Source organism: Psychromonas sp. MME2, from assembly GCF_040566515.1.
GTDB lineage: Bacteria > Pseudomonadota > Gammaproteobacteria > Enterobacterales > Psychromonadaceae > Psychromonas.
Genome location: NZ_JBEWXI010000012.1, coordinates 767,529 through 791,851, shown reverse-complemented (window position 1 = coordinate 791,851; position 24,323 = coordinate 767,529). Strand labels below are relative to the sequence as shown.

The following is a 24,323-nucleotide window of genomic DNA, read 5'->3' as shown; positions in this document are numbered from 1 at the left end:
TCACCAGTTCATCTTACCACTGAGGCCCCCCTATATTCTACTCAAAAAAAAGACTACTGCTTTTGTTATGAAGCAAGGCCACACCTCAGTTATGAGGACTGTGAAAATTAAACAACTGATCAAAATATCGCTTTTTTGGATTGCATTAACCCGTTAATGAGAGCAGAAAACAATTCAAAAGTTTGAAATTAGACGTTAGATTAAATTAAAGTGATAAAGAAATGACATAAGTCAAGGGAAAGTAAAAAACAGACTGCTAAATATTAGATGTCTGACCATAATTACTCAAGCCTGTAGGCAGTGTACAAATAAAACATTACTACTCAGTTAAAACGGAGTTAATTATGACTACAATTATTCATATCAGCGACCTCCATATTCACGGCTCTAATAAACACCCCGACAACATAAATGCAAAGACACTTGTAAGCTACATTATGAAAAACTATGCAAGTCAACCTATTACAATTTTAATTACTGGTGATATCACAGATGATGGTAGTGAGGAACAATACGAAAATGCTCTCAATATATTAAAACCATTAGTAGAAGCTAAGTTTACTGTATTACCAACACCAGGTAATCATGATTATGGATACAAAGGAAATATCTACACTGAAAAATCACAGCAATTATTCCAAGAATACATGCTAGCAAAACTCATTAACCATAAAGAAGCAGAAAATCCATCAATAAAAATGGAAAATATCTACCCTATGATAACTGAGATAGATGACACCATTTTTATTGGAGTAGACTCGGTTGTAGGTAATGAAAATCAACTGCTTCACTTTGCGAGCGGAGAAGTAGGAGAGCCACAAAGAATAGCAATTGACAAACTATTAAAAAAATACCAAGGAAATAAATCTATTGTTGTCTATTTTCACCATCACCCTTTCGATCGAAAATTTGGGATGGAAATGGATGATGCTAAGAAATTATTGCGCATGCTAGCCTCAAGAGTGGATATCCTTTGCTTTGGACACGATCACAAATCAGAAGCTTATAACGGCCAATTTGATATTGATTGGATGCTGGCTTCTGGAAAATCGACTGAGCAAACCCCTCATGACAGATTACAGTTTCGTGAAATTATATTAAGGCATAACTTAACATCTGTCGCACTCACCTCCTTTTAATTGTGACATTCAGTAAGGGCGATGATCAATCGATACTCGCCCTAAGAGGGCAATAACATGACAAAATATATCTATAATTGCCACACTCATATATTTACCCATAAACACATACCCGACCGATATTTCTATTTAGGTTTTGTAAAAGCTGCACGGATTAAATGGCTAAGAAAAATCATTCAAACTGTGATGAAAACTATTATTCCATTTTCTGAAAATGATTTGGCACATCGATATGCAGGATTTGTAGAAACAGCTTATCGCGATACACAACAAGAAAATGCAGATGCACTAATAAGTTGTTACAAACAATACCCTAATATGAAATTTATAGTTTTGCCCATGGATATGGAGTTAATGGAGCGAGGAAAAGTAAAAGAAAATATTGATAAACAACATAAGGAGCTAGTCGAACTTTGTAACGACGAGAAATATCGAGATAAATTAATACCGTTTGCACACATAAATCCTAGGCAACCCAATGCACTATCAAAATTAAAAGAGCTTGTTGAACAAAATGGGATTAAAGGAGTGAAAATATACCCACCTTTGGGCTACCGCCCTGATCACCCTGTGCTCATCAATGATATTTATCCATACCTCATGCAAATGAACCTTCCATTAATGGCACATTGTGCAAAAGGGGATGTTTATCAGGGCTATCGACGCTTTGCCAAAAATAGAAAAGCTGCGCTCGAATATATGAACCCAATACATTACATAGAAATATTAAAAAAATTTAAAAAATTAAGAATATGCCTTGCACACTTTGGCAGTGATAGTGACTGGCAGAGCATCAGTACCTCAAGTATTAACCCCAAAAATCCAGACCATTGGCATAGCATCATAAAACAGATGATAAACAGCAATCAGTATCCAAACCTTTTCACTGACATTAGCTACAGTTGTAGTGCAAAATCTAACAACCTAAATGTGCTAGCTAATATGATGGAAGAAGAAGCCCCGATAAACTCGCGTATTTTATTCGGTACCGACTTTTATATCGCAACAAGCAATAAAATTAAAGAAAACGATATAACAACCAATATCCAAGATAAATTAAATCCAAAACACTTTGATTTAATAACACGTAAAAATCCAGAAACATACCTTTATGGCAAGTAAAAATTGTGTCTAGTGACAGGAGAAGAATATGAGTGATATTAATAGTGTATTTGAAGCAATTAGCCTATATCAAGCCCATTATTCACAAGTTGACAAACTGTGGGATTATTTCAGCGTAGTTTCAATTTCAGTTGCAGGCTTCGTTATAGGGAGTCAAAAAGCAACGAAAAGCTTCAAGGAAGCATTAATAATTGCTGTAGCCTATCTAGCATTTTGTATTGGCAATAATTTAGCATTAACAAATGGACAAAAGCAGTTACAGCAGCTAGCCCAAATTGCAATAGATTTAGGTAAGGAAACTGGGATAGATGTTTCAGCTTTAGCGCCATTATCGACCTGTCATGTAGCTACCTTTCAAATATTAATTGCTTTATCTGTTTCTATAGGCGTGTTATTCATTGCATTCTTACGAAGAGAAAAAAATAATTTAGAATAGACATGCAGTAGCACAGTAATTTTGCCCGGCTAAAGAAAGGTAAATAAATTGACCGAAGCATCCTGCATTAGCATATTTTGTAATCAGATCACACTTATTTACATTCAAAAAATAATAACTTGTAACTCTATTTTTTAGTGTTACTTTATCCACACATACAATTCACAGGCCATCAGCCTGATTAGTATTAATGAAATGCTTCCTATCAGGAAAGTTTCATGGCCGGCCGCCATTACTAATCGATATAAGCAATCTGCTATATAGTGATTTGAAATTGGGAGTAGTGCGTTATGCCTACTTGGTTCGTTTACAGGAAGCCATACCTGTCATACGGCATCAATTTTAAATTGGGATCACTATGCCTATAAAAAACCAAGCACCGAAACAATCTTCAAAAAAGCACTACGAAAACATCTCTTTTGAAACACTAGCAACAAGCTGGTTACTCAACGATGGGTGGGAAGTATACGAACCTAAAATTGACCACGGAATGAAAACTGATTTACTCATTGCAGACGGTCAAAAATATTATCGTATTCAAATTAAAACTCTAGAAAGTAACAACGAAGATGTGGTAGTACAAAATATGTGGGGGGATGCAAATATCGATTTTGTGATTTACTTTTCAAAACATGACAACTGGGGCTACCTAGCCAAGCCGTTTCCACAAAGAAGTAAACCACTAAAATCAGAAGACCATATTAGATTTCACAAACACCCTAAGCCCTTTGCAAAAGCGTTTGAAGCTATTTAGATTATTCAAGGCCGTCATCATTGACGGCCTTTCTGCATAAAGAAAAAATAGTCAATCAACTACTCAATGGCTATCAACACAAGCAATGCAATTACCTAAGTGATCAGAGTGTTATTCAAGCTGAATCACTATAAGCGCTTAAACAGACACTGTAACGGAATTGCTAAAACAAACAGAACCGCAAGCGATATTTTCGTTAAGGTGTTGGTAATACCAATTACAGTAAATAGCTGCTCTATAGCACATACTTAATGTAATTGGTATAACCAGATGCACATCATTGCACAATAGGTTATTAATGAGTTACGTTTGCTAACTGTTATTTTTATGGTCGAAACTACCCTATTCGCATCCCCTTTGGAGCAGATAATAAAGGTGATGAAGACGGAAAGTCTTAAAAAGGCGCAACGGGTGATAAAGCAATTGTCTAACGACGAGACTCAATTTATAGGTGACACATGGACGCAAAGCTATTTGCAAAATTAGTTAAAGAGATAAAAACAGGTAAACAATTACCCGATGCACTCTACCTGCATAAAGACGCGTTCTCCGAACTGCCTAACACGTTAAAGGGCTTTATTCCCGCCGTTGCTAAAGCCTTAAGCATCGATGAAAACGATTGGCATTTAGTAAAGTTATTTAAAAAAGACTTTCGCTTATCACTGCTCAGTTATCCCGGGTTTTACACTGATTCCTATCCTGCACTGCACAAAAGTATTAACGTTGATTTAGGTAAGTTGTCTCATCGCATTACCGACTATACAAAATCTGACAATCCACCCATTTTGCATCGTAAAGAAACCATGGTCTTAGAAGATAACCCTCATTACGAACATTTTATTCAATTAACCAACGAGGGGGAAAATGCGGGGTTATATGAAAACACGCGCATAATCGGTTTCAAACAATCATGGCTTAACTTAATTAACCGCCATGGTTATGAGCTCGTTGATGGCAGGTTATTTCGTTGTTCCGCAGTTGCACAAACAGAAAGTGAAAACAGTATTGATCGCCACAAAACCGCGATTGTTCGCCATGAACTCTCAGCCCCCATGAAAACGCTCGCTAAAAGTGGATTTTTAGCTGGTGATCACACCGTATTTGATTACGGTTGTGGCCGTGGTGACGACTTAAGAGAGCTAGAAGCACACGGTTTAGATGCAATGGGGTGGGACCCAAACTTTCAGCCAGATAACGACAAAGTCACTTCTGATATTGTAAATATTGGTTTTGTACTCAATGTGATCGAAGATCAAGATGAACGGTTGGCCGCTTTACTCGGCGCTTGGGAGCTAACCGAGCAGTTTTTAGTGGTTTCGGTGATGCTGGCGAACGAAACCTATATAAACCAATTTACCCCCTACAAAGATGGCGTGATCACCTCTCGTAACACCTTCCAAAAATATTACGCACAAAGTGAAATAAAAAGTTACATCGAGCGCCACTTAGATGAAATGGCTGTGACCGTAGCCCCCGGTATCTTTTATATATTCAAAGACAAAATTGCAGAGCAAAATTACTTACAGAGCCGATATAAACGCCATCACAGTTGGAAACAACTCACCGGACCAGCGCCCGTTGATACACGCCTATTACAAAAAGACAAAGCCAAACTACTAATCACCCAAAACCAAGCGCTTTATAATGACTTTTGGCAACGCTGTTTACAGCTTGGGCGCATTCCAGCGAATGAAGAGTTTATACAAGCAGAACAAGTAAAAGCATTAACAGGCTCATTCAAAAAGACCTTTTCACTGCTTGAAGAGCTTTACGACACTTCAGAATTTGAACAAGCTCAGCATAAACGCAAAGAAGATCTACTCGCCTACTTTGCTATCAGTTTGTTTGAAAAACGCAAACCCTACACCCAACAACCAGAAAACCTAAAGCGCGATATAAAAGCATTGTTTGGCGAATACAAAACGGCAATAAACCTTGCAACAGAGCTACTGTTTGCCATTTCCGATATTGAGTTGATTGAACAGCAATGTATTAAAGCGCACCAAAGCCTACCAGCAAGTGTGATGAACCAAGGCCACTCACTCATATTACACAAACAGTTTTTAAGCGAGTTACCTCTCTTATTACGTGTTTATGTTGATGCAGCATTACAAATGTACGGTGAATTAGATGACGATATCGACCTAGTTAAAATCCATATCACATCAGGTAAAGTCACTCTCACAGGTTATGACGACTTTCAAAACAAAGCAGTTCCCTTCCTAAAAGAGCGCATCAAAATCAAAATGGCTGATCAAGATATCGATTTTTTTGATTACATTAATGAAAATAGAAGACCACCACTGCTTAACAAAGGTGCTTATATTGATGAGAGCTTTGATAATTACAAAAAACAGCTGAGTTTTGATAAGCGGTTAGCCAAATTACTTGGCTTTGAACAAAACGTCGATATTTTAATTTCAAGAGGGACTTTTGAAAACCAATTAGCGATCATAAATAGAACAATTGCAGGATATACTATTAAACAGGGAGCTGTATAAAAACCCACCACGCAACCACATAACGTAACCAAACGGCAGATTTAACGTTTCACTTGACATTTTAATGTCAAATCTTGACGAAAACAGTGCTTTCATCCTTATTTTTTTATAGAATATCTAACTTTCCAGTTATACCAATAACATCTAAACAGCAATTAGTACGTTAAATATAACGCGCTATACTTATTATTACGTCAAACTTAACGTAGGAGGTATATTATGAATAACTCTCAAGATGGTTACTGTTTTTCTTTCCCTGCTGTAAGTGGTATGCAAGCTGGCAAGCCTTTCTACCTTGCGACCTGTCCGTTAAACACTATTCCCAAAATTTTTGTATTCGATGAAGAAGAAGTACCGCCTGAACTACGCGCTCAACGTACTCTGAATAAATCACGTATTCCCGAAATGGCACGTTATCTTGCAGAAAATCGAGATGATTATGTTTTTTCAGCGATTACCGCTTCTGTAGCGTCCTCTATTAAATTCACAGAGGTAGGTCTCTCTGGGTTAGGTACGTTAAGTATTCCAATGGATGCACAAATACTTATCAATGATGGGCAACACAGACGAGCAGCCATAGAAGCCGCTTTAAAAGAAAATCCAGATTTAGGTCACGACAACATTGCGGTTGTCTTTTTTGTTGATGAAGGCTTAAAACGTAGTCAGCAGATGTTTGCAGACTTGAACAAACATGCAGTGAAACCAAGCCCATCACTCGGTGCTTTATATGATCTACGTGATGAAAGTGCTGATTTAGCAAGGTACCAAGCGCAACATATAAAACCCTTCGTTGGTTTTACCGAGATGGAAAAATCTAGCGTTAGCTCTAAAAGTAGCAAGCTGTTTACGCTAAGTAGCTTAAAACAGGCCAACAGAGCGCTAATGGGTAAAGGTATGAAAGATGGTTTCAGTGAAGAAGAGAAAGAGCTATCTAATGAATACTGGCAAGCAGTATTTGATGCGACACCAGAATGGCAGATGGTATTAAACAAAGAGATTTCCCCATCTCAATTCCGTCAGGAGTATGTGCACGCGCATGGCGTAGGTTTGCATGCTTTAGGCTCTCTTGGTTGCGCATTATTAACGGCTAAACCGAATGACTGGCAACAAACAATTAAAAAACTTAAAGACGTTGATTGGCGTAAGTCTAACCCGCAGTGGGCACAACGTAGCATGTTGCATGGCAGACTTAGCAAAGCCTCAACCAATATAATACTCACCACCAATGCGCTAAAAACGGCATTAGGTTTGGCGTTAACGCCCGATGAGCGCACCTTAGAAAACAAACATATAACAAAAACAGAGGCATAACATGGCTGATCTATTTAGAGCCGATGGCCTAGACGAAGAGCAAGTTGACTATATTGAAAACGAATTCTTTGCTGGTTTTAAACGCTATAACAATCACAACTCATTACCAGAGCAGTTAAATCAATATAATGCGCTTGAAGATAATTTAAAAAATACAGTAAGCGCCAACCTATGTAGAGAGTTATTACGTGAAGAGAAAAACCATGATGGCTTTACCTTAAAACACTTTATCAAAGATGTGCAAAACGTCTATTGTGCAGACAACCGCCCGTGGGTGATTGGTTACAGTGGCGGTAAAGACTCATCAGCCGTGGTGACATTAATCTATTTAGCATTATTGGCGCTGGATGAAGATAAACGTACAAAAGAGATTTACGTCGTTGCCTCTGACACATTAGTTGAAACACCACTAGTTATCGACCATGTAAACAAATCATTAGAGAGCATTGCTAATCAAGCTCGACGTGATAACTTACCGATCACTACCCATAAAGTATTACCAAAACCAGATAAAACCTTTTGGGCGTGTTTATTGGGTAAAGGTTACCCAGCGCCAACGCAGAGTTTCCGTTGGTGTACAGAGCGAATGAAGATTGATCCAGTGAGTGACTTTATCACTGATAAAGTCGCAAAATACGATGAAGTGATAGTGGTATTAGGATCTCGTAGTCAAGAAAGTGCCTCACGTGCTCAGGTGATTGCAAAACATAAAATTGAAAATACACGGTTAGCTCGTCATACCACCTTAGCGAATGCATTTATCTATACACCAATCGATACTTGGAGCATGGATGATGTTTGGAAAATCTTACGTGCCTGTAGTTTAGAGGTAACGATCTCCCCTATGGGCATTGGTAAAAAGTGGTTAAATAAATACGATCTAGAGTGGGAAAATCCGTGGGGCTCAAAAAACATGACCCTATGGAATCTATACAAAGATTCATCAGACCAAGGTGAGTGCCCAATGGTCATTGATGATAGCACCCCCTCTTGCGGTAACTCTCGTTTTGGTTGTTGGACATGTACGGTAGTGAACAAAGACCGAGCAATGGAAAGCTTGATTCAAAATGGCGAAGAGTGGATGCGTCCATTACTTGATTTTAGAAACATGCTTTCTGAAACAGGTATTCCTGAGAACAAATCTAAATACCGTAACTTCAAAAGACGTACGGGTAAAGTAAGCTATCAACGTGCTAAGAGTGACGAAGAGTTAACGATTGACCGTGCTCATATTCCTGGCCCATATATGATGAAGTTCCGTAAAGAATGGTTAGCACATCTATTAACCCAAGAGAAACAATTCAACGAAGATGGTTACAAAGTTACCTTAATCACCCAACCTGAACTACATGCAATTCGCCAAGAGTGGTTAAACGACCCCAATGAACCAGATTGGGCTGATTCACTGCCTAAAATCTACCGTAGTATTTATGGTAAAGACTTAGATTGGATAATCAACGACAATAACAACTTTGGTGAAATTGAAGCGCAGATTCTGCATGAATTAGGTGCTGAACATGATGTTTCTGCAGAGATGATTCAAAAGCTACTCGACCTTGAAATCTCATTAGAAGGATTAAGTCGCCGTACTGGTGTGTTTGATAAAATCGGCACCCTACTAAAACAAGACTGGGGCACGCTGGAAGAGATTAAAGAGAAGCATCATAACCTGCAAAGTAAATCAGACTTTGATGTACATAAAGATCAAATCAGCCAATACGAAGCAGAGCTTGCTAAATTAGAACAACAAAGCAAGGTGGATATTTAATATGATCATCAAGAGCCTTATTGTAAATAACTTTCGCGTATTTCGTGGCGTTCACGAAATCGACCTTGCACCACGTACAGAAAAAAAAATAGAATCAGCAAAGCCAATCATTCTGTTTGGTGGTTTAAACGGTGCAGGTAAAACCTCCATATTAAGTGCTGTACGTGTTGCATTGTATGGTCGTATCGCCTTTGGCCGTGGTTTATCGACACCTGAATACCAAAAAGAGCTAGATGCTCTCATTCATCGCGGTGTGGGCGTTTCTGATAACAAATCATCTATCGAGTTAGTATTCAACCATAGCCATAATGGTATTGAAAGCGAATACAAAGTAACCCGCGCTTGGGAGCGCGGTAAAAGAGATAAACTGACGCTTGAACAGAACAGCAAAGAGCTTACCCAATTAAATTACGACCAATGCCAAAGCTTTTTAACCGAGCTTATTCCAACGGGCATTGCAGACCTGTTCTTCTTTGATGGCGAGAAAATTGCAGAGTTAGCAGAAGATGAATCGGGTCAAGTATTACAAACAGCAGTAAGACGTTTACTCGGTATTGATGTGGTTGAGCGTTTACGTAGTGACTTAGCCATTTACCTAAAACGTCATCATGCTGCAGCGATGCCAGCAAATATTCAAACACAAATTGCCAAGCTAGATAAAGCACGATTAAATGCTGAACATGAAGCAGTGGAACTCACTAATCAAGCCTCATTAAGCCGTGCAAAAATAGATTTAGTCGCTAAAGAGATTGATAACGCAGAATCTGAACTGTCATCTCGTGGTGGTGCTTGGGCAAGTAGCCGAGAGCAAGAGAAAGCTAAACAACTAACGCTAGATGCTGAACGCAAACAGCTTGAGAAAACAGTGCGCAGTGAAATAGAGGGTGACCTGCCCTTCTCCTTTGCACCTAAAACACTACAAAAGCTGTTAACGCAACTTAATGAAGAGAAAGCAACTAAACAAGCAAATAGCTTTAACAAAGAGCTAACAGCGTTTATGACCGAGTTAACTTGGAAGCTGAACGCTGAAATGAGTGATGCAACAACTGCTATCGAAACGATTGGAAAATGTTTGCATGATCGGGAATCAAATCAGCATAATACCGAGATAAAACTCGACATCTCAGACCGTGAATTGAGCCAAATAGAAGCGCAAATCAATGTGCAATCTCCCGTTTCGTTTAATCGCTTTGATAAAGCACGCCAACGTTTAGCAGAAGTTGAAGAGGATATTGCAGCCCTGTCAGTCAACATTGCTCGAGCACCAGAGCAAGAGCAACTTGAGATACAGTTGAATAACGTTAAAGCGTTAACTAGCAAACGTACTAAAGCGATTTTAGAGCATAAAGAGAAAACAGAAGCAGCAAAACGTAAATACCGTGAAGCAATTGAACTCGCACGTAAAATTCAGAAACTACACGATAAACACAAAGTTGCCTTTAATGCTGAAGCCTCGTTAAGCAATGCACAAAATGCGCACATCATGTTGGCTGACTTTAGTGAAAAACTTACTGCAGTCCGTGTTAAACAGCTAGAAGCTGAGTTTATCAAAAGCTATCAGAAACTAGCCCGCAAAGACGATTTAAAGCTTTCTGCACGTATTAACACAACAACCTTTGATGTTGAACTGATTGATGACAAAAAGCATGCCATTAGCCGTAAAGCGCTATCAGCGGGTGAAAAGCAGATTTATGCGATTTCTATTCTTGAGGCGCTAGGTAAAACATCGGGTAAAAAACTACCGATTATTATCGATACACCATTAGGTCGTTTAGACTCAAAACACCGAGATAAACTGATTGAGCATTACTTCCCAGAGGCAAGTCATCAGGTGATTATTCTATCAACTGATACCGAGATTGATGAAAGCTACTTTAATAACACCCTCTTTAAAAATGAAATTTCTCACGCCTTTGAAATTCAGTTTGATGGTGCAACCAAATCATCAAGCCTGAAAGAGGGGTATTTCTGGGAACAGAAATCAAAAGCTGCATTGGAGGTAAATTAAGATGCTACCCAATAGAATGAACCTAAATAGAACCACTGAAGAGCAGCTAAAGAAACTGAAGCAGTTTACGGGTATTTCACCGAATGTCTCTTCACGTATCGCCTTTTACCGCTCTATCGAGTCTGACTTTAGATACTCAGTGGAATCTGCGAAAAAGCTAGACGGTAGCTTGGTATTAGATAAAGTGACGTGGTTGGGTGATACCCAATTAGTAACTGAGCTGACGTTAAAACTCACCTACCCTGAGTTAGATGAAAAAGAGAAGATGGCCGCCTGGGCGGCACATGTTGAAGATGGGATTGCTTCGTTGAGAAATCATAAAAATTTTGTTCATTTAGCATTAGCTATTTAAAAAATCATAATGTTGAATCTTTTGTTACAGTTAACAAAAGGTTCTCCGTAAATACATTTTTCAATTCCTCACTTACGTTAAAACTACAAAACTCTATCAACTTATCAATAATAACATTCCAATTGTTGTGAACTTGATTACATTCAACTTCAATAGCAGTAATAAACTGCAAAATATTCAATTCTATATCTTCTATTATTTCTAAATTAAAACGTACATCACCATGTGTCAAAATAAAATTATTTCGTAAATTAATTAACCCCTCCAGATACATAGTTAAATTTGATGGTATATTTGAAAATTCTGATGTGTTAATTATTTTTGCCCATTTCCCTCCAACCCAGGTATGAAGCTACCATTTACTAATAAGGCATCAGGTCTTTTTAATTCCCCTTTTTTATTATAATAGTCATTAATTTCGCCTAAACCAGCATAAATTAGAAAACCATCACAATAAGTTTCTAGAGATTTAAAGAAATACATAAATGAGCTAGATATAAAGCCTAAATTTTTCTTTATTTTGGCACATTCAAACAAATAGGATGAGTACAATTTATATACAACTGGATACCCATTTATAAGCTGAATTGAATTTGAATTACTTGGTCTTACAGCATTTACCAAATTAAAGAAATCTAGTTTTTTAATCTTAAAGGTTTCTGAAATAACTATCTGAGATTCAAACATTTCTCTGTATTTTTTCTCCCCTTCGACGAACTCTTTCAAACAAATATTATCAAAACACGTATCATTTTCTCTGTTATGTATTTCTGCTTTATTAAGAAAACTCCCCTTATACATTAACTGCATATTCAGGTTTGCAATATTTTCTAGAGAGTTTAAACATCTAATAATTACTTCCCCAATTTCTATAGGGGCATTCAACCTCCTTATCATCTCCTTGAAATCAGTAAAACAAGATAAAAACTCCATGAAATGTAACTCTTCACCTTCAAGACATCTATTCGAAATTGATGAAAATTCACTCAAAACAGGCATACTGTTTTCATTAATGATATAAACATCCCTAGATATTTCAAACAAACAATATAATATCTCCAGTGAACTCAGTTCTAAATCAGAAGTAATAAATGCAAAGGCATTGCAACCTTCAAGTTTCAAAGTTGAGCGAATGTGCTCAATCTCACTGAAATTTTTAACAATTACATGAAGGTCTTTATAAATAGTGGAAACAATATAAAGTTCAGCAATTGATGATTCCCTTGCATCAAAAAGATATACACAGCTCAATTACTCTTCCTCTGAGCCATTCACAATATAAATTATTTCACTTTCTTTTTGATTTAGGCTGTTTGCAAGCGATTTATCGGCGAATTCCAATTCTTCAGACAGTATTTCAAGCACCAATGCATCAAACTCTTTAGATGCGTCAATCTTGCTTGCACTATCTTTTGCATTCTTCAAATTATTATCTCGTTTTTCTTCTGCAATTAATAGACGCTCCCTTTCAAAACTAGGTATTGAAAAATTAGATTTATATGACTTAACAAAACTATTCTTTTTCTCAATAATCATTTTTTGATAATAAGTACTTAACTCTTTAATACCTAATTTATGTAATACATCTACTATTTCTTCAGAATTTCCCTCAACATTAAAAACTTCACAACAAACTTCATGAGCAGATAAAAATGAAAGCATTAAACGTGACAGTTGCTTTTTACATTCCCTAGTGACTTTTATCCGATTCCCATCAAAAATAGTTCCCTGTACATGAGATTTATTTAAATCAAATAATTTAGCGTTATCTTCTAACGTTTTCTCTAACAACAGAATTAATATGTCAGTTACTTTATTTACTTGCACCCCCCTAGGAATCAATACCTCAAGTAATTTGTACCACGACTCAATAATCGACTTTTGGAAAATTGTTTTTCTTGCAATGCTTGGTAAAACTTTGTTTCTTTTCTCAGAATACGTTTCTTTATATCTAGCTAATAATGCTTTAGCTGATTTTTCTTCACTACTAATTGGATCATTAAATAACAAATGATTTTTTACTAATTCAGCCGATTCCGATAGAGGATCTCTACTTGCAATAACCTTCTCGATCACTGTATCTAAAGTTGACTTAAATAACTCAAAAGATTCCTTATACTGCTTAGTTTCAAAAAATATTTTTATCAATGAATTGGTAATTGTTTCATTCACCAAGCCAGTCAATTTTTTCTTATGCTGAAGCGAAAAATCTCTCCATGGAAAATCTTTAGGCATAGGGTTAATTTGTTCATACTCATCCACCCCAAAATCAAAATTATTGATAGTAGACTTGAGACCAATAACTTCGGCAATTAGGCGAATTCCAGATTGAGATTTAAAAGACTCTTCGAAAGCAGAATTAATAACACCAATACTAGTGATTGTGTGGTCTCTAGTGATTGTTAACGATTCTTTATGGTTTTTTGTATTCCACTCAATGAGAGCAAGCGCATCTTTACCAAGGGTTGTGGACGTTAAAACTTCATTGCAAAAGTCTCTACAAATTATTGAACCTAGAGTATTATCTTGTAATAGTGTTAAAAAATGTCCACTCACTCTTTCAACAGTTGAATTTACATCAACAAATAAACTTCTCATAAAAGTTGATATAGTTGGAGGCGTTGCATCTGAAATAGTTAAAGACTTACATGAATGAGAAGAAAATATTAAGCAAACTGGCAATACAATATTTTTTACTTTGCTGTATTCATGGATTCTTAAATGTTCTAAAGCAAACAATCTATGCTGACCATCTATAACGACTAATTTACCACCTTTAATTTTCTTTTTGGTTAAATTAATCTCAACTTTCGCTTGCCCAAAATCTATATTAGCCTTACTTTTACCCGTTACAACAGTATTAAATTCAATTTCATTTCCTGTATTTGCACCAAAATTAGTGACCTTAAATAAGCCAGGCCACTCTCGAGTTATAACATCTCCAAATTCATCTTTATGCGTAGTTAATTTACTATCTGGGTAATAAGGTAGTAAATCGTTGCTACTATCAGTTTCAACTACTGATACCAATAATGGAGGAAGAAATACAATTTCTTTTTGCGGCGCCCCATCCACAGAAGTTATATACCTACTAATTTCACTTAAAGCTCGTTCCTGATCAATATCTCTTTGTATTAAGTAATCGAAATTTAGACTAGAGCTAACATCTCTAGCTAAAGATATATGTGGAATTTCATCAATCGAAAAAGTTGTCATTAAGTACTCAACAGGTACAGAACCATTACTCTCAAAAACGCCAAAAGCTCCAGACCTTTTAAAATCATAACTATATTCATCTTTATTTATTCTTCTCATGTATATCTCTTTATTTAGTTTTCGTGCATGAAATTAATATTTAGTAGTATTAACACTATAATTTTTTCAATATTGGTCAATAAACACAACCGTAATAAATTACGTATTCTTATTTCTCATTTTATACATACCACTGTCTAGCTTCTCAAAATAGTCATTCTTACCAAGATATGCCACAACATCAGAGCAATGATTGTAAATTGTTCGACGAATTATTACTTCCCAACTAGGAGGGAAATTTCTATCAGAGTTTTCATATATGTATTCATATATTTCTTTAAGAGTTAACGCTCGCTCAAAATGGGAAAATGCGTCAAAGATATCACCTAACCAACTTTTATTATCATTTTTTGTTAACTCTTTAATCTGTATTGTAGTTTGCTTAGAGAGCTGAAGTGTTAACTTATCTTTAAAATGACGCTGAAAATCTTCAAGCTTTAATACGTAAAAATCTTGTCCTGTTTTTAATCTAAATTCAGTTATCAGCTCAGGCCTAACTCTAGAAAACTCTTTAGATACCCAGTCTGGTTTTGCATCTCCTGTTACTAGAATAACGGTTAATTCATCTCGAATGGCTTGATCTATTAACTGATTCCAAAGTATCAAATCACCATATTTACTAGATATTTTGATGCCCGAATAACTACTTACTTGCTCTTTTTGTTCATCTTCAAAACCAGGTGGAATGCCGTATTTATATCTATACAAACCTTCTTCTTCAATACCTTCCATTTCACTCTTTGAGTAAGGGGCACCAACAATTCCATCAAATAACTCATATACATCTTTTATTACACTGTCTGTTTTAAAATTATTTTTTTTGACAGGTAGATGCGCAGTGATAATATTATTAATTTCATCAAACTTCTCACCTAACTCCTCCCTAAGAGGCTGTATTTCACTATTCTGCCCACCAATTTTTGCCAACCCATCGATTTCTTTCTTAAACGATTTAAACTTACTCACCACTTGAGAGTGTATTTTACTAGAGTTTTGAATCGTTACTTTCCTATTCGAATTAAACTCTAAAGCGACTTGATGTGGTAACCAAAGTTTAAAGTAATCGTTCTGTTTAAGGGATTTGAATTGAGATAAAACTTCCTTTACAACTGTAGCTTCGTATCTGTATAAGTTTAAAAGTATATTCGTATCAAAAGCTACTAGCACTTTTTTACTTGTTAATACATTGTTTTCGAGATAATCATCAATGTAGCCAGGGAAGTTATTTTTCATTTAACTAACTCCCAAAACGCTTTGTCTTTAATTTTTGTTATCTTCTTATCACCATCCACGTACAAGCTGTAATGCTTTTCTAATTCGCGGATAGACTTCATTAGGTTTTCTTGTTCTTGCTTATCATCTTTATTAAAAATCGATTTAATATCCTGATTTTTAATCTGTGAAACACGATGTACAATCCAGCTTAAAACATAAGTTGAATAATCATTCTCACTGGTCTTAAAATGGGTGATATCTTGTGTTGATAAAATCACTCCCACCCCATATTCACGCCCCTCTTTTAGAATCTTGCGTAAACTTGGGAAGTTCTGCGACATAAAGTTATCGGCTTCATCCACCAGCACGAGTTTAGTCACTTGGCGGAAGTCCCCCTGCACTTCAGGTTTACCCTTCTTCTGCATTTGCGAATAGAAAAGATCTAGCGTTAACGCCACCACTAGGTTTTGTACCTCTGAAGGATACCCCGCTAATTCAACGATGGTTACACCATCAACGAGTTCATACAAACTTGTGCATTTACTGACATCATCTTCAAATATTTCTAGCTCATTTAAGCTTTCTAACGCTGCATAAAGTGAGTCTTCAGTCGGTTCACTCTCTTCAAACAATGCCCACACATCGGCAATGGTTGGTGCTGATTGTTTCCACGTTGAAGGGTCTGCTTTGTGGATACCAGCAAGTTCATAAGCTTCGCTGATTAACTTACGTAATTTAAGCTGTTGTTTTTGCCCTAAACCAAAGGCTTTTCCCATGGTTTCAGCAAAACCTCGTGCGGTGTGCACAGGCAACATGGGCGTATCACCAAACAAACTTAACGGGTTATAAGGTAATTTATGTAGATTGAATTTTTTACCCTGAGTGGCATCAATAAACTTGTCATCTACATAGTCTGATTTGTAATCAAAAATAAGAATGCCAATCGGTTTGCCATCTACATTTTTATGCTGGTCACGATATAGCTGGGTTACCACCGCTTTGGTACACTGTGTTTTACCCGTGCCCATGGTGCCAATAATACCCGAGTTGGTATTCATGAATTTGGCAGTATTTGTAGGCTCCCAAAAAACAGATTGATCATCACGTACGTTATGGCCAACCAACACCTTCAAGTTACCATTTGGATCATATGTGCCCTTAACCTCTGCGACTTTATCTAACTCATTTTCTAATACAGGCTCAGGTTTTTTGGTGTTGTCATTGGTTATTGAGTCATCTACAAATTCTGTTTTAGTATTCTCATTTTCTTCAGAGTTGCTTGTTTTGGCTTTCACACTGGTAGATTCAGCTAACAGATATTGCTCAGGTATTTTACTTAAGGTATCTGAGCAAGCTTCCGCCATTAATGTAGTTAATGGCGTACTAACTAGGTGATTTAAATTAGCAGTTGGTAGCTGAATTTTAAGAATGTTTTGTACCTCTTCAAAGCTTGCTTCAAAGAAGGTGTCATTCTCTACCATCGCCACTAAAAACCCTTCGGGGTAGTCTTGCAGTTCAGCTAATTGATAATCGCCCTGTAACCACCACTCACGCAGTTCTAATATCGGCTCAAAGTAATCGGCTTGGTACAGGTTATAAAGTTTGTATTTATCTATCTGCATTAATATCTGACGTATAAACAAACCGCGATATAAGTGGCCCGCTAAATCATCTCGCCCTAGAATATCCTGCGTTAAATAGCGTTTTAACTCTTTAGCTTGCTCTACCCCTTTTTTATGGGTTTGTTTAAGCCCAGCTTTTACTTCGAGCGGCAATAGGTAGAGTTGATTCTCTTTAAAACCGACAAACAACACATCATCTGAAATCGCGCCCGATTTATAACCGTGTACATTACGCGAGAAATCACTGTCGTTCATTTTTAAACCGATATTACCTGCAACACGCACCATCTCTGCGACTGACAACGGCACCCAGGTAATATCTGATTTTGCTAATAAGCAGTTAACATATTTATAAGCACCAATTATGCCTTTTTTCTCTTTCCGCTCATTAGTACCAGCGGTGATCATTTTTAGCAACCACTCTCCGTTAAAGGCATTAAACTCTTCAATAATGCCCCCTTGATCTTGCTCTAATACTTTTTTGTACAGGTCAGTCTGTTTGGTTACGGTGATAGCATCGTAGTTGGTTGAGTTAGTGTAGTTATCGGAGTAATGGATCAACACCATATCTTTTGCACTTTCAAAAAAGTCTAAGGTGACCTTGGGGTCAATAATGGTGGTCCAAATAGAGTTATCGTAAGAGCGCTCAAGCAATGTTTTAAAATCATCGCTCACTGCTAGCGCTAACGAGTTTGCCCGCCCATGTTGCACATTGGCTTTACGTGCTGGTTTAATCAAACCATTAAGGCGTTGCGCCATGCTAAGATGTGCATTATGTTCTGTTTCAACATTCTTTAAACCAAAGGCAGTGAAATAACTTTCCTCTTTACTATCAGCAGCTTCACCCGCTAATAAACCATGACAAACCACGCCACTGAGCTCTTCTAATACGTTCACATCTGTTGGCTCTACTTTATGATGATTTCTGAAAAAACTTAGGTGTGCATAGGCTTGAGGGTTGGTTTCACACTCATCGTTACGGAACTTGCTATAGGTTAAACGCGTGCGTAACAGATCGATAATCGTATCGACTTGTTCTTTCAGCGCACCTTTATCTAAACCATAGTGTGATTTTAACTCGTCATAACTGGCTGTTTCTGCAAAGCGGTCAAATTCACAACGTGTTTCTTTATCATCATATAAATTCACATGAATGTGGCAGACTTTGTCTTTTTGCGTTTTAACGTAATCCACCAGCCCCATAAACAGTTCTACATTTTTATGGTTATTGACTGAGTTGATAATCAATGTCGCTTTGCTACCCGCTGTAAACAGAGAGCTAAAAGCATCTTTAAACTCTGTGACTTTATCTTTCACCAGTTTGCGCACGTAGCTATAACTTGTTTCTTGATGAGGGACTAACGCTAACCACATGCAGTTGTCTTTTTCTAACTTGGTAAAAGCAAACTCATGTTTAGGATGGTATACAAATGGTAATAAACCACGTGCATTTAAACGGTCTAACGTTACTTTAGGTAATGTTTTAAAACTGCTGTTATCGTTACAGTTATCGTCAACTATGGCCGTTGCTAGACCCAAATGATAAGCCAATATTAGCGGATGAAATGGCGTTATATATTCATGGCACTCTTCGTTTTCTTGGTATTGCGCGTAACCAATATTAACGAGTAGTTTTTCCGCTTTTGTTAGCATCACATCATAACCAATGGCCGCTATCGCTTGGTTATAATTGGTAACTAATTCAGAGACGATTTCTCTAAACTCATCCCCCCAGCTAGATAGACTTGGCAGTGTTTTATTGCTTGTGCAGTATTCAAATAACTGCAGGTATGCGAGATAAACCTCTGGGTAATCTGCTTCAATCGCTTTTAGATCTACACTCCGTTGAGGTTCAACGTGTTGGTTTAATAATTGTTTATCTAAAAAGTCTGCTTCGCGTTGCAACAGTGTTAAACGTCGCCCTTTCGGCGCGACCTCTTTATTGTCTAACAACACTTTATTTTTATTGCGGTTAAAACACGCGAAGTAATCATCTTTAAATAGCTGAACAAAACGGCCTGTATCTAACATAAGTGGTAAAGAGAGTGAATCTGATGCAACAGCCCCTTCGACATTAAAGGTTAAGCTTCCCGTTGGGCTCGTCACCTCAAAAATTACATCGTTTGATTCATTTGCTAGCGTTTCAAAATCGATCTCTTGGATATCTTCGTTATTAAAGACTTCCCCCGTTTGCGTTAACTTGGCTTTATTGCCCTGCTCAGCAATCACAAAGCTGTTATCTTCAATTTGTAGGGTGATACGTTGTTTATTAGGCTCAACTAAAAAGATATTCTCAAACGCTGGTAGGTAGAAGCTCTCTGCTGTTAATACCAATACACGGAACTTATAACACTCAGTCGTTTTATCTCGTTTTAATACCAAACTGAAGTAGGTTGGCTCGCCAGCAAAAGCACCAGTGACCGTTACTTTACTACGCTTACCACCACTATTATTAGGTTGCTGAATTTCAATACTTGGATCTTTGGTGTGTTGCAGTTTAAGTTGGTTTTTCTCTATTTTTCCACCTATGAAGGTTAATGACAAATCAAAGCTCTGCTGCCCTGGTTGTAGGGGTAAAATAATATGCTGTTCGCGTTTACCCGCATTGTTTTCTGATTTACTTTTCTTAGCAAGTTTATCAACTTGCTGCGAGTCAATTGACTCTAGCTCTAACACATTGCTGACATTACGCTTTTTCTCTTCTAAACAATCGGCAAATGTTAGCTCTGTTTTCCAGTTATCTAATTTTTCATCGGCGAAATGTTTTGCGACAAATTTGTCACTGAAATCATTCTCGGCAAACTTCTCTTCAAGCTCAGTTGAGAAACGTTCAGTTACCGTATTAATGCGATCAAAAAGCTTTTTGTTTTCTTCTAACCGTTTGTTGATTTGCTCTGGTTTTCCGCTCCAATTTAATATTTCAGGATCATCTAATAACCCCAATTCATGGAACTGTAAATCACCATCTAAAATTGCTTTGTAAAGCTCTTCAAAACCAAACATAGTTGCACCATCTTCCACTATCTGTGCAAAACGGTGGTCCAACAAACATTCAGAAACTTTACGATCTTTGGCGTGAGGATCAATCAAGTCTTTCAACGCATCTTTAATTTTTTCAGGGTGCCAAACACTGCCATCTTGAGCGATATCTTCAGCAGAATTAATTAACGTGTCCAACATACTGTTATGAATAACTAATAATGCACAGCCTTTAAAGTCACTTTGCTGACCAGCAACTTTATCACGCAGGTGTGAAATAAAATTCTCTGAATAACCATTGCCATTTTCACTATGCAAAACGGGTAATAGTTTTGTATTGCCACAGGTTAATACATTAATGGTGGTGCCTTTAATGATTATTTGATCATCACTTTTTGCAGTGAATGCATCGTATAAACGTTGGCTATTTTTGTTATCTGGCGATTGGAACTGATAACGGTAACCATGCTGTAGCTTTGTCTCGTTTAACTTTAAAAATTGCTCAGTTAAAAAGAACTCAAATTGTTTTTCTGACATAGACTGCATCTCCACTATCACTCATACGTTCAACATTACCAATACGCTCAAAAAAACAGATTAAGGCTTGTTGGCTCTGTTTATCAAAAAATACGCCTCTTGATTGAAAGGATTTAATTAACTCGTGGAAACGAACTTTTTCTTGCTCACCAATGGCTAAGTTGGTTAATAACAATAGGTAGTCTTGGTTAAAGACCAACACACGACCAGCTCGTCCGCGAGACTGCGCAAAGTGACTGCAGAATTCAGACTCAGTGGCTTTAACGTAGAGTTTGTTTATCTCATGACGTGATTCTTTTGCACCAAACTGCATTCGGCTGAGTTTAAGTAGATCTGCTAACACATCTTGTGGATTTTCACTTCCACTCAAGGTTAGATTTAACTCTCGGCTCTCTTTAAATGCCTGCGCATAGTTTTTGAGTAGAATTGCTGAGCTAGGGGTTTGCTGCAGGTTTTCTGCTAATACCCATAAAGGTTGAATGGTATTCACTGCATTATCAATTTTTTTCGATTGCAAACTTTCATTCATTGATAGGTAAGGAAAGATATTCCATAACGCCTGATACATCTGATTATAGCCATAGTCTTTTACTAAATAACGCTCATCACTGGCTTTCTCACTGTCTAAAATGTAATAACTTAATTGTGCTTCCGGTTCCCCTTTTTGCCAGCCTTTCAAATTTAAGGCTAACTGTGCCGTGTAGAGATGTGCGTATAAGCGTAAAAACTCTTTGAAAATTGAAAGCAAATATTTAGGCCTTTTGCCTAAGAAACGCAGATCTTGCTGTAGGTGTTTTGCCATAAATGGCAGGTATGGCTCTTCGCTCGCTTCAGAAATAGTAAGCTTACCTTCTATTACCTCTTTGCTTAGCTTCATTAATTTTAATAATTCAGAATAAAGTTCATTCTCTAAGAAGTTGAATTTGTTATTTGGTTTTTTATCGAAGTAGAAGTTCTGCAGTTGGTTAGCAAACATGCCACCTAAACTTGCATCTCTCGCACTGCCTTTTTCTTTAATGGTTTTGAACAGTAGAAACTCTGGCGATATTTTATAAAGTTGATCATTTTCAAAATACATTTTTTCTAAAACTGGCCAAAATTCACTTTCATCTAACTTAGTTTTGAAGCTCTTTTCACAGCTTGTTTTAAACTTTTCCAGTGCAATTTTAGATTCACTTGTTTCGTCATCTTTTACTGCTTGTTTTTCTTCATCGCTTAGCTTTTCAAGGTGTAGCTCTTTTCGAAATGATGTTTTAACTACATAACCTAGTACACTGTCCCAGTTAAAAATGTCTTTTCTATCTTTGGTATTGATTGGGAAATAGGTTGTTAAGGTATTATTTTTTACCTGCTCTTTAGTCTGAGGTAAATCAGCTCTTAGCATTAAACTCATAATCCACTTACCTCAAAATCTTCATTATCTACATTGGTTATTTTGTATTGTTTGTTACCTTTGCCAACTATGTACAGGGTATCAGAGCTGTTTGCGATCTCTGCAATTTTATCAACCAATTCATCAAGCAACACAACGGTGTTTTTGTCGTGTTTATTAGGACGATATCCCGCAACAATCCGCTGCATTAAATTCAGCAAGTTTATATTTACCTTCAACGCTAAGGTGTTATCACCAGCACGGAAATTAGCAGTAAAGAAAGAGCTGTCTTTTTCGTAGGTGTTATTTATCGCTTTTACATCGACCTTTAGTTCAAGTGATGACGCTAAGAAATAACCATTATGCTCCGAGATAAAGAACTCCCCTTTGGCTAATTTAGGGGCATTACGGTTGTTATATTTATGAATGGCAGTGATTGCCGTTCGACGATAAAACTGACGCAACTTATCCTTTTGCTCTGATGAGTTATCGAAACTAGTATGCAAGTGCCAAACTTGTGAATAATTGTCTATCAGGTGCTCATCAAAATCACCAGCAAACTGTTTATGGTATTCATTGCCGTAGTCAGATTTTCTTAGCATATAAAACAAACGCAAATAGGAGTCTGCATTTGGCACCCTTCGTATACCAAGATCAGTTAATGCTATTTTGTAATCATCAAAATCAGCATCAGGTAGTTGCAAAGAATGAGACAAAATGAATTTATCGATTTTTTGAGTACGTTTAATCGCTGGGTCAAAGTCCGAAATAATATGACTTAGCTCGTTGTCCCCTTTTTTAAATAAGTTATCAAACAGGTAATCAGGGCCAGCGAGCAAATGAAAAATGAAATCTAATAAGGCACGTGCTGTTAAAAATTGGTCTTTCATTAAACGCGCTTTAAATAGAAGGTCAATAATAACGTCTTGCACTTCTTCACGCGCTAGCAATTGATAGTTCGCACAAAGCTTTTTATCTGGGTTTTGTTTTTGTCTCTCGACATCAAAGTATTGACGAATTAAGTTAGCTTCTTGGGCTGTTATTTTCTTTAATAAGTCTTTTGCAAACTTGGAGGTATGACCATCAATCTCTAAAGTAAATTTGGGGTAGTTTTCAAAGTCTAAATAACAATGATTTTCTGGTATATCATCTTTATCATTAGCTAAAAAAGCTTTGATCGACTCAGTAATCTCTGAAATAGCCCCTTCTTCTGCATAATTACCTAACATACCTGTGTTAATGCCGATCACTAGTGGTTTGTTGGTATTTTCAAAATCAGTAAAGAGTTTATTTAGTGTTTCAATAGCTGAATCTTTAGGATGAAAGCTGTGGGTAGCATCTAAGTGGAATTTCACACGTCTAGCGTAGTCTTTGCTGTATTTTGTCAGAATCTCTGATTTACCATCGCCACTACTACCACATAAGAAAATTATCTTCTTATCGGTTGAGGATAAGCCAGTTAATTGCTTTACAAAATCCGTTTCAATATCCGTTTTAATATAAAGGTATTTTTTTACTTCATCCAAGTCAGTTGATAACGCAGCCTCTCGTTCTGTTGAGACAGCGTATGGTGATGATTTAGACATCACACTAAGGGCAGTTCGAAAATTAATCAAATGATTTAGTTCCTGTAAGGCGTTATTGTTAGGGATTATATGTTTAGATGATTTTTATGATGGTAACAGATTGATAAATGGCATGATAACGGTAAGTTCAAATTAATGGAATATTAATACCAATTCTATAATTATCTGTTCATTAATCCCTGTTAAAATGAATGCTAGCTTTGTTATTGATTTTGTAATTATACCAATCGGAGTAAATAGCTGATCTATTTTGCTGGTTAAAATAACTTACTTTTATATTATAAGTTTCGTAAAGGGAGCAACTAG

Annotated in this window: 15 protein-coding genes; 9 read left to right on the top strand and 6 right to left on the bottom strand. The window is 36.8% G+C overall.

The genetic code is table 11. The annotated features are described in order from the left end of the window. Positions 1 to 344: 344 nt before the first annotated feature. The 9 genes from AB1A03_RS14230 to dndE all read left to right on the top strand — a co-directional run bounded on the left by AB1A03_RS14230 (position 345) and on the right by dndE (position 11,391). Positions 345 to 1,139 (top strand): metallophosphoesterase family protein, encoded by a 795-nt coding sequence (locus tag AB1A03_RS14230; protein WP_354625271.1) that lies wholly within the window; start codon positions 345 to 347, stop codon positions 1,137 to 1,139. Between the two features lie 57 nt (positions 1,140 to 1,196). Beyond that, positions 1,197 to 2,261, top strand: coding sequence for an amidohydrolase family protein (locus tag AB1A03_RS14225; protein ID WP_354625270.1), 1,065 nt, complete (start codon positions 1,197 to 1,199; stop codon positions 2,259 to 2,261). Positions 2,262 to 2,289: 28 nt separating this feature from the next. Continuing rightward, positions 2,290 to 2,697, top strand: coding sequence for a hypothetical protein (locus AB1A03_RS14220; protein WP_354625269.1), 408 nt, complete (start codon positions 2,290 to 2,292; stop codon positions 2,695 to 2,697). A 358-nt stretch (positions 2,698 to 3,055) separates the two neighbouring features. Next, entirely contained in the window at positions 3,056 to 3,451 is a 396-nt protein-coding gene (locus AB1A03_RS14215; protein ID WP_354625268.1) for a hypothetical protein, read from the top strand. Between the two features lie 458 nt (positions 3,452 to 3,909). Next, the gene (locus AB1A03_RS14210; RefSeq protein WP_354625267.1) at positions 3,910 to 5,952 is read left to right on the top strand and encodes a DNA phosphorothioation-associated putative methyltransferase; all 2,043 of its coding nucleotides are present in this window, start codon (positions 3,910 to 3,912) and stop codon (positions 5,950 to 5,952) included. Between the two features lie 219 nt (positions 5,953 to 6,171). Beyond that, complete coding sequence (gene dndB / locus AB1A03_RS14205; RefSeq protein WP_354625266.1) at positions 6,172 to 7,263, top strand: DNA sulfur modification protein DndB; 1,092 nt, start codon at positions 6,172 to 6,174, stop codon at positions 7,261 to 7,263. A gap of 1 nt (position 7,264) precedes the next feature. Next, positions 7,265 to 9,031, top strand: coding sequence for a DNA phosphorothioation system sulfurtransferase DndC (gene dndC / locus AB1A03_RS14200; protein WP_354625265.1), 1,767 nt, complete (start codon positions 7,265 to 7,267; stop codon positions 9,029 to 9,031). Between the two features lies 1 nt (position 9,032). Beyond that, positions 9,033 to 11,039, top strand: a complete 2,007-nt coding sequence (dndD, locus tag AB1A03_RS14195) for a DNA sulfur modification protein DndD (protein WP_354625264.1) — start codon at positions 9,033 to 9,035, stop codon at positions 11,037 to 11,039. A 1-nt stretch (position 11,040) separates the two neighbouring features. After that, positions 11,041 to 11,391, top strand: coding sequence for a DNA sulfur modification protein DndE (dndE, locus tag AB1A03_RS14190; protein ID WP_354625263.1), 351 nt, complete (start codon positions 11,041 to 11,043; stop codon positions 11,389 to 11,391). A 315-nt stretch (positions 11,392 to 11,706) separates the two neighbouring features. Here the strand turns inward: dndE and AB1A03_RS14185 are convergent, their stop codons facing one another. The 6 genes from AB1A03_RS14185 to dptF all read right to left on the bottom strand — a co-directional run bounded on the left by AB1A03_RS14185 (position 11,707) and on the right by dptF (position 24,047). Further along, entirely contained in the window at positions 11,707 to 12,642 is a 936-nt protein-coding gene (locus AB1A03_RS14185; RefSeq protein WP_354625262.1) for a hypothetical protein, read from the bottom strand. After that, on the bottom strand, positions 12,643 to 14,706 hold the full coding sequence (locus AB1A03_RS14180) for a ParB N-terminal domain-containing protein (protein WP_354625261.1): 2,064 nt from the start codon (positions 14,704 to 14,706) through the stop codon (positions 12,643 to 12,645). A gap of 99 nt (positions 14,707 to 14,805) precedes the next feature. Beyond that, positions 14,806 to 15,939 carry a PIN-like domain-containing protein gene (locus AB1A03_RS14175; protein WP_354625260.1) on the bottom strand — a complete coding sequence of 378 codons (1,134 nt, stop codon included), beginning with the start codon at positions 15,937 to 15,939 and terminating at the stop codon, positions 14,806 to 14,808. Next, positions 15,936 to 21,059, bottom strand: a complete 5,124-nt coding sequence (gene dptH, locus AB1A03_RS14170) for a DNA phosphorothioation-dependent restriction protein DptH (protein ID WP_354625259.1) — start codon at positions 21,057 to 21,059, stop codon at positions 15,936 to 15,938. Before dptH ends, AB1A03_RS14175 begins: the two co-directional genes overlap by 4 nt. Further along, positions 21,040 to 22,452 (bottom strand): DNA phosphorothioation-dependent restriction protein DptG, encoded by a 1,413-nt coding sequence (gene dptG, locus AB1A03_RS14165; protein ID WP_354625258.1) that lies wholly within the window; start codon positions 22,450 to 22,452, stop codon positions 21,040 to 21,042. Before dptG ends, dptH begins: the two co-directional genes overlap by 20 nt. After that, positions 22,449 to 24,047, bottom strand: a complete 1,599-nt coding sequence (dptF, locus tag AB1A03_RS14160) for a DNA phosphorothioation-dependent restriction protein DptF (RefSeq protein WP_354625257.1) — start codon at positions 24,045 to 24,047, stop codon at positions 22,449 to 22,451. The genes dptG and dptF overlap by 4 nt, the downstream gene beginning before the upstream one ends. Positions 24,048 to 24,323 lie beyond the last annotated feature (276 nt).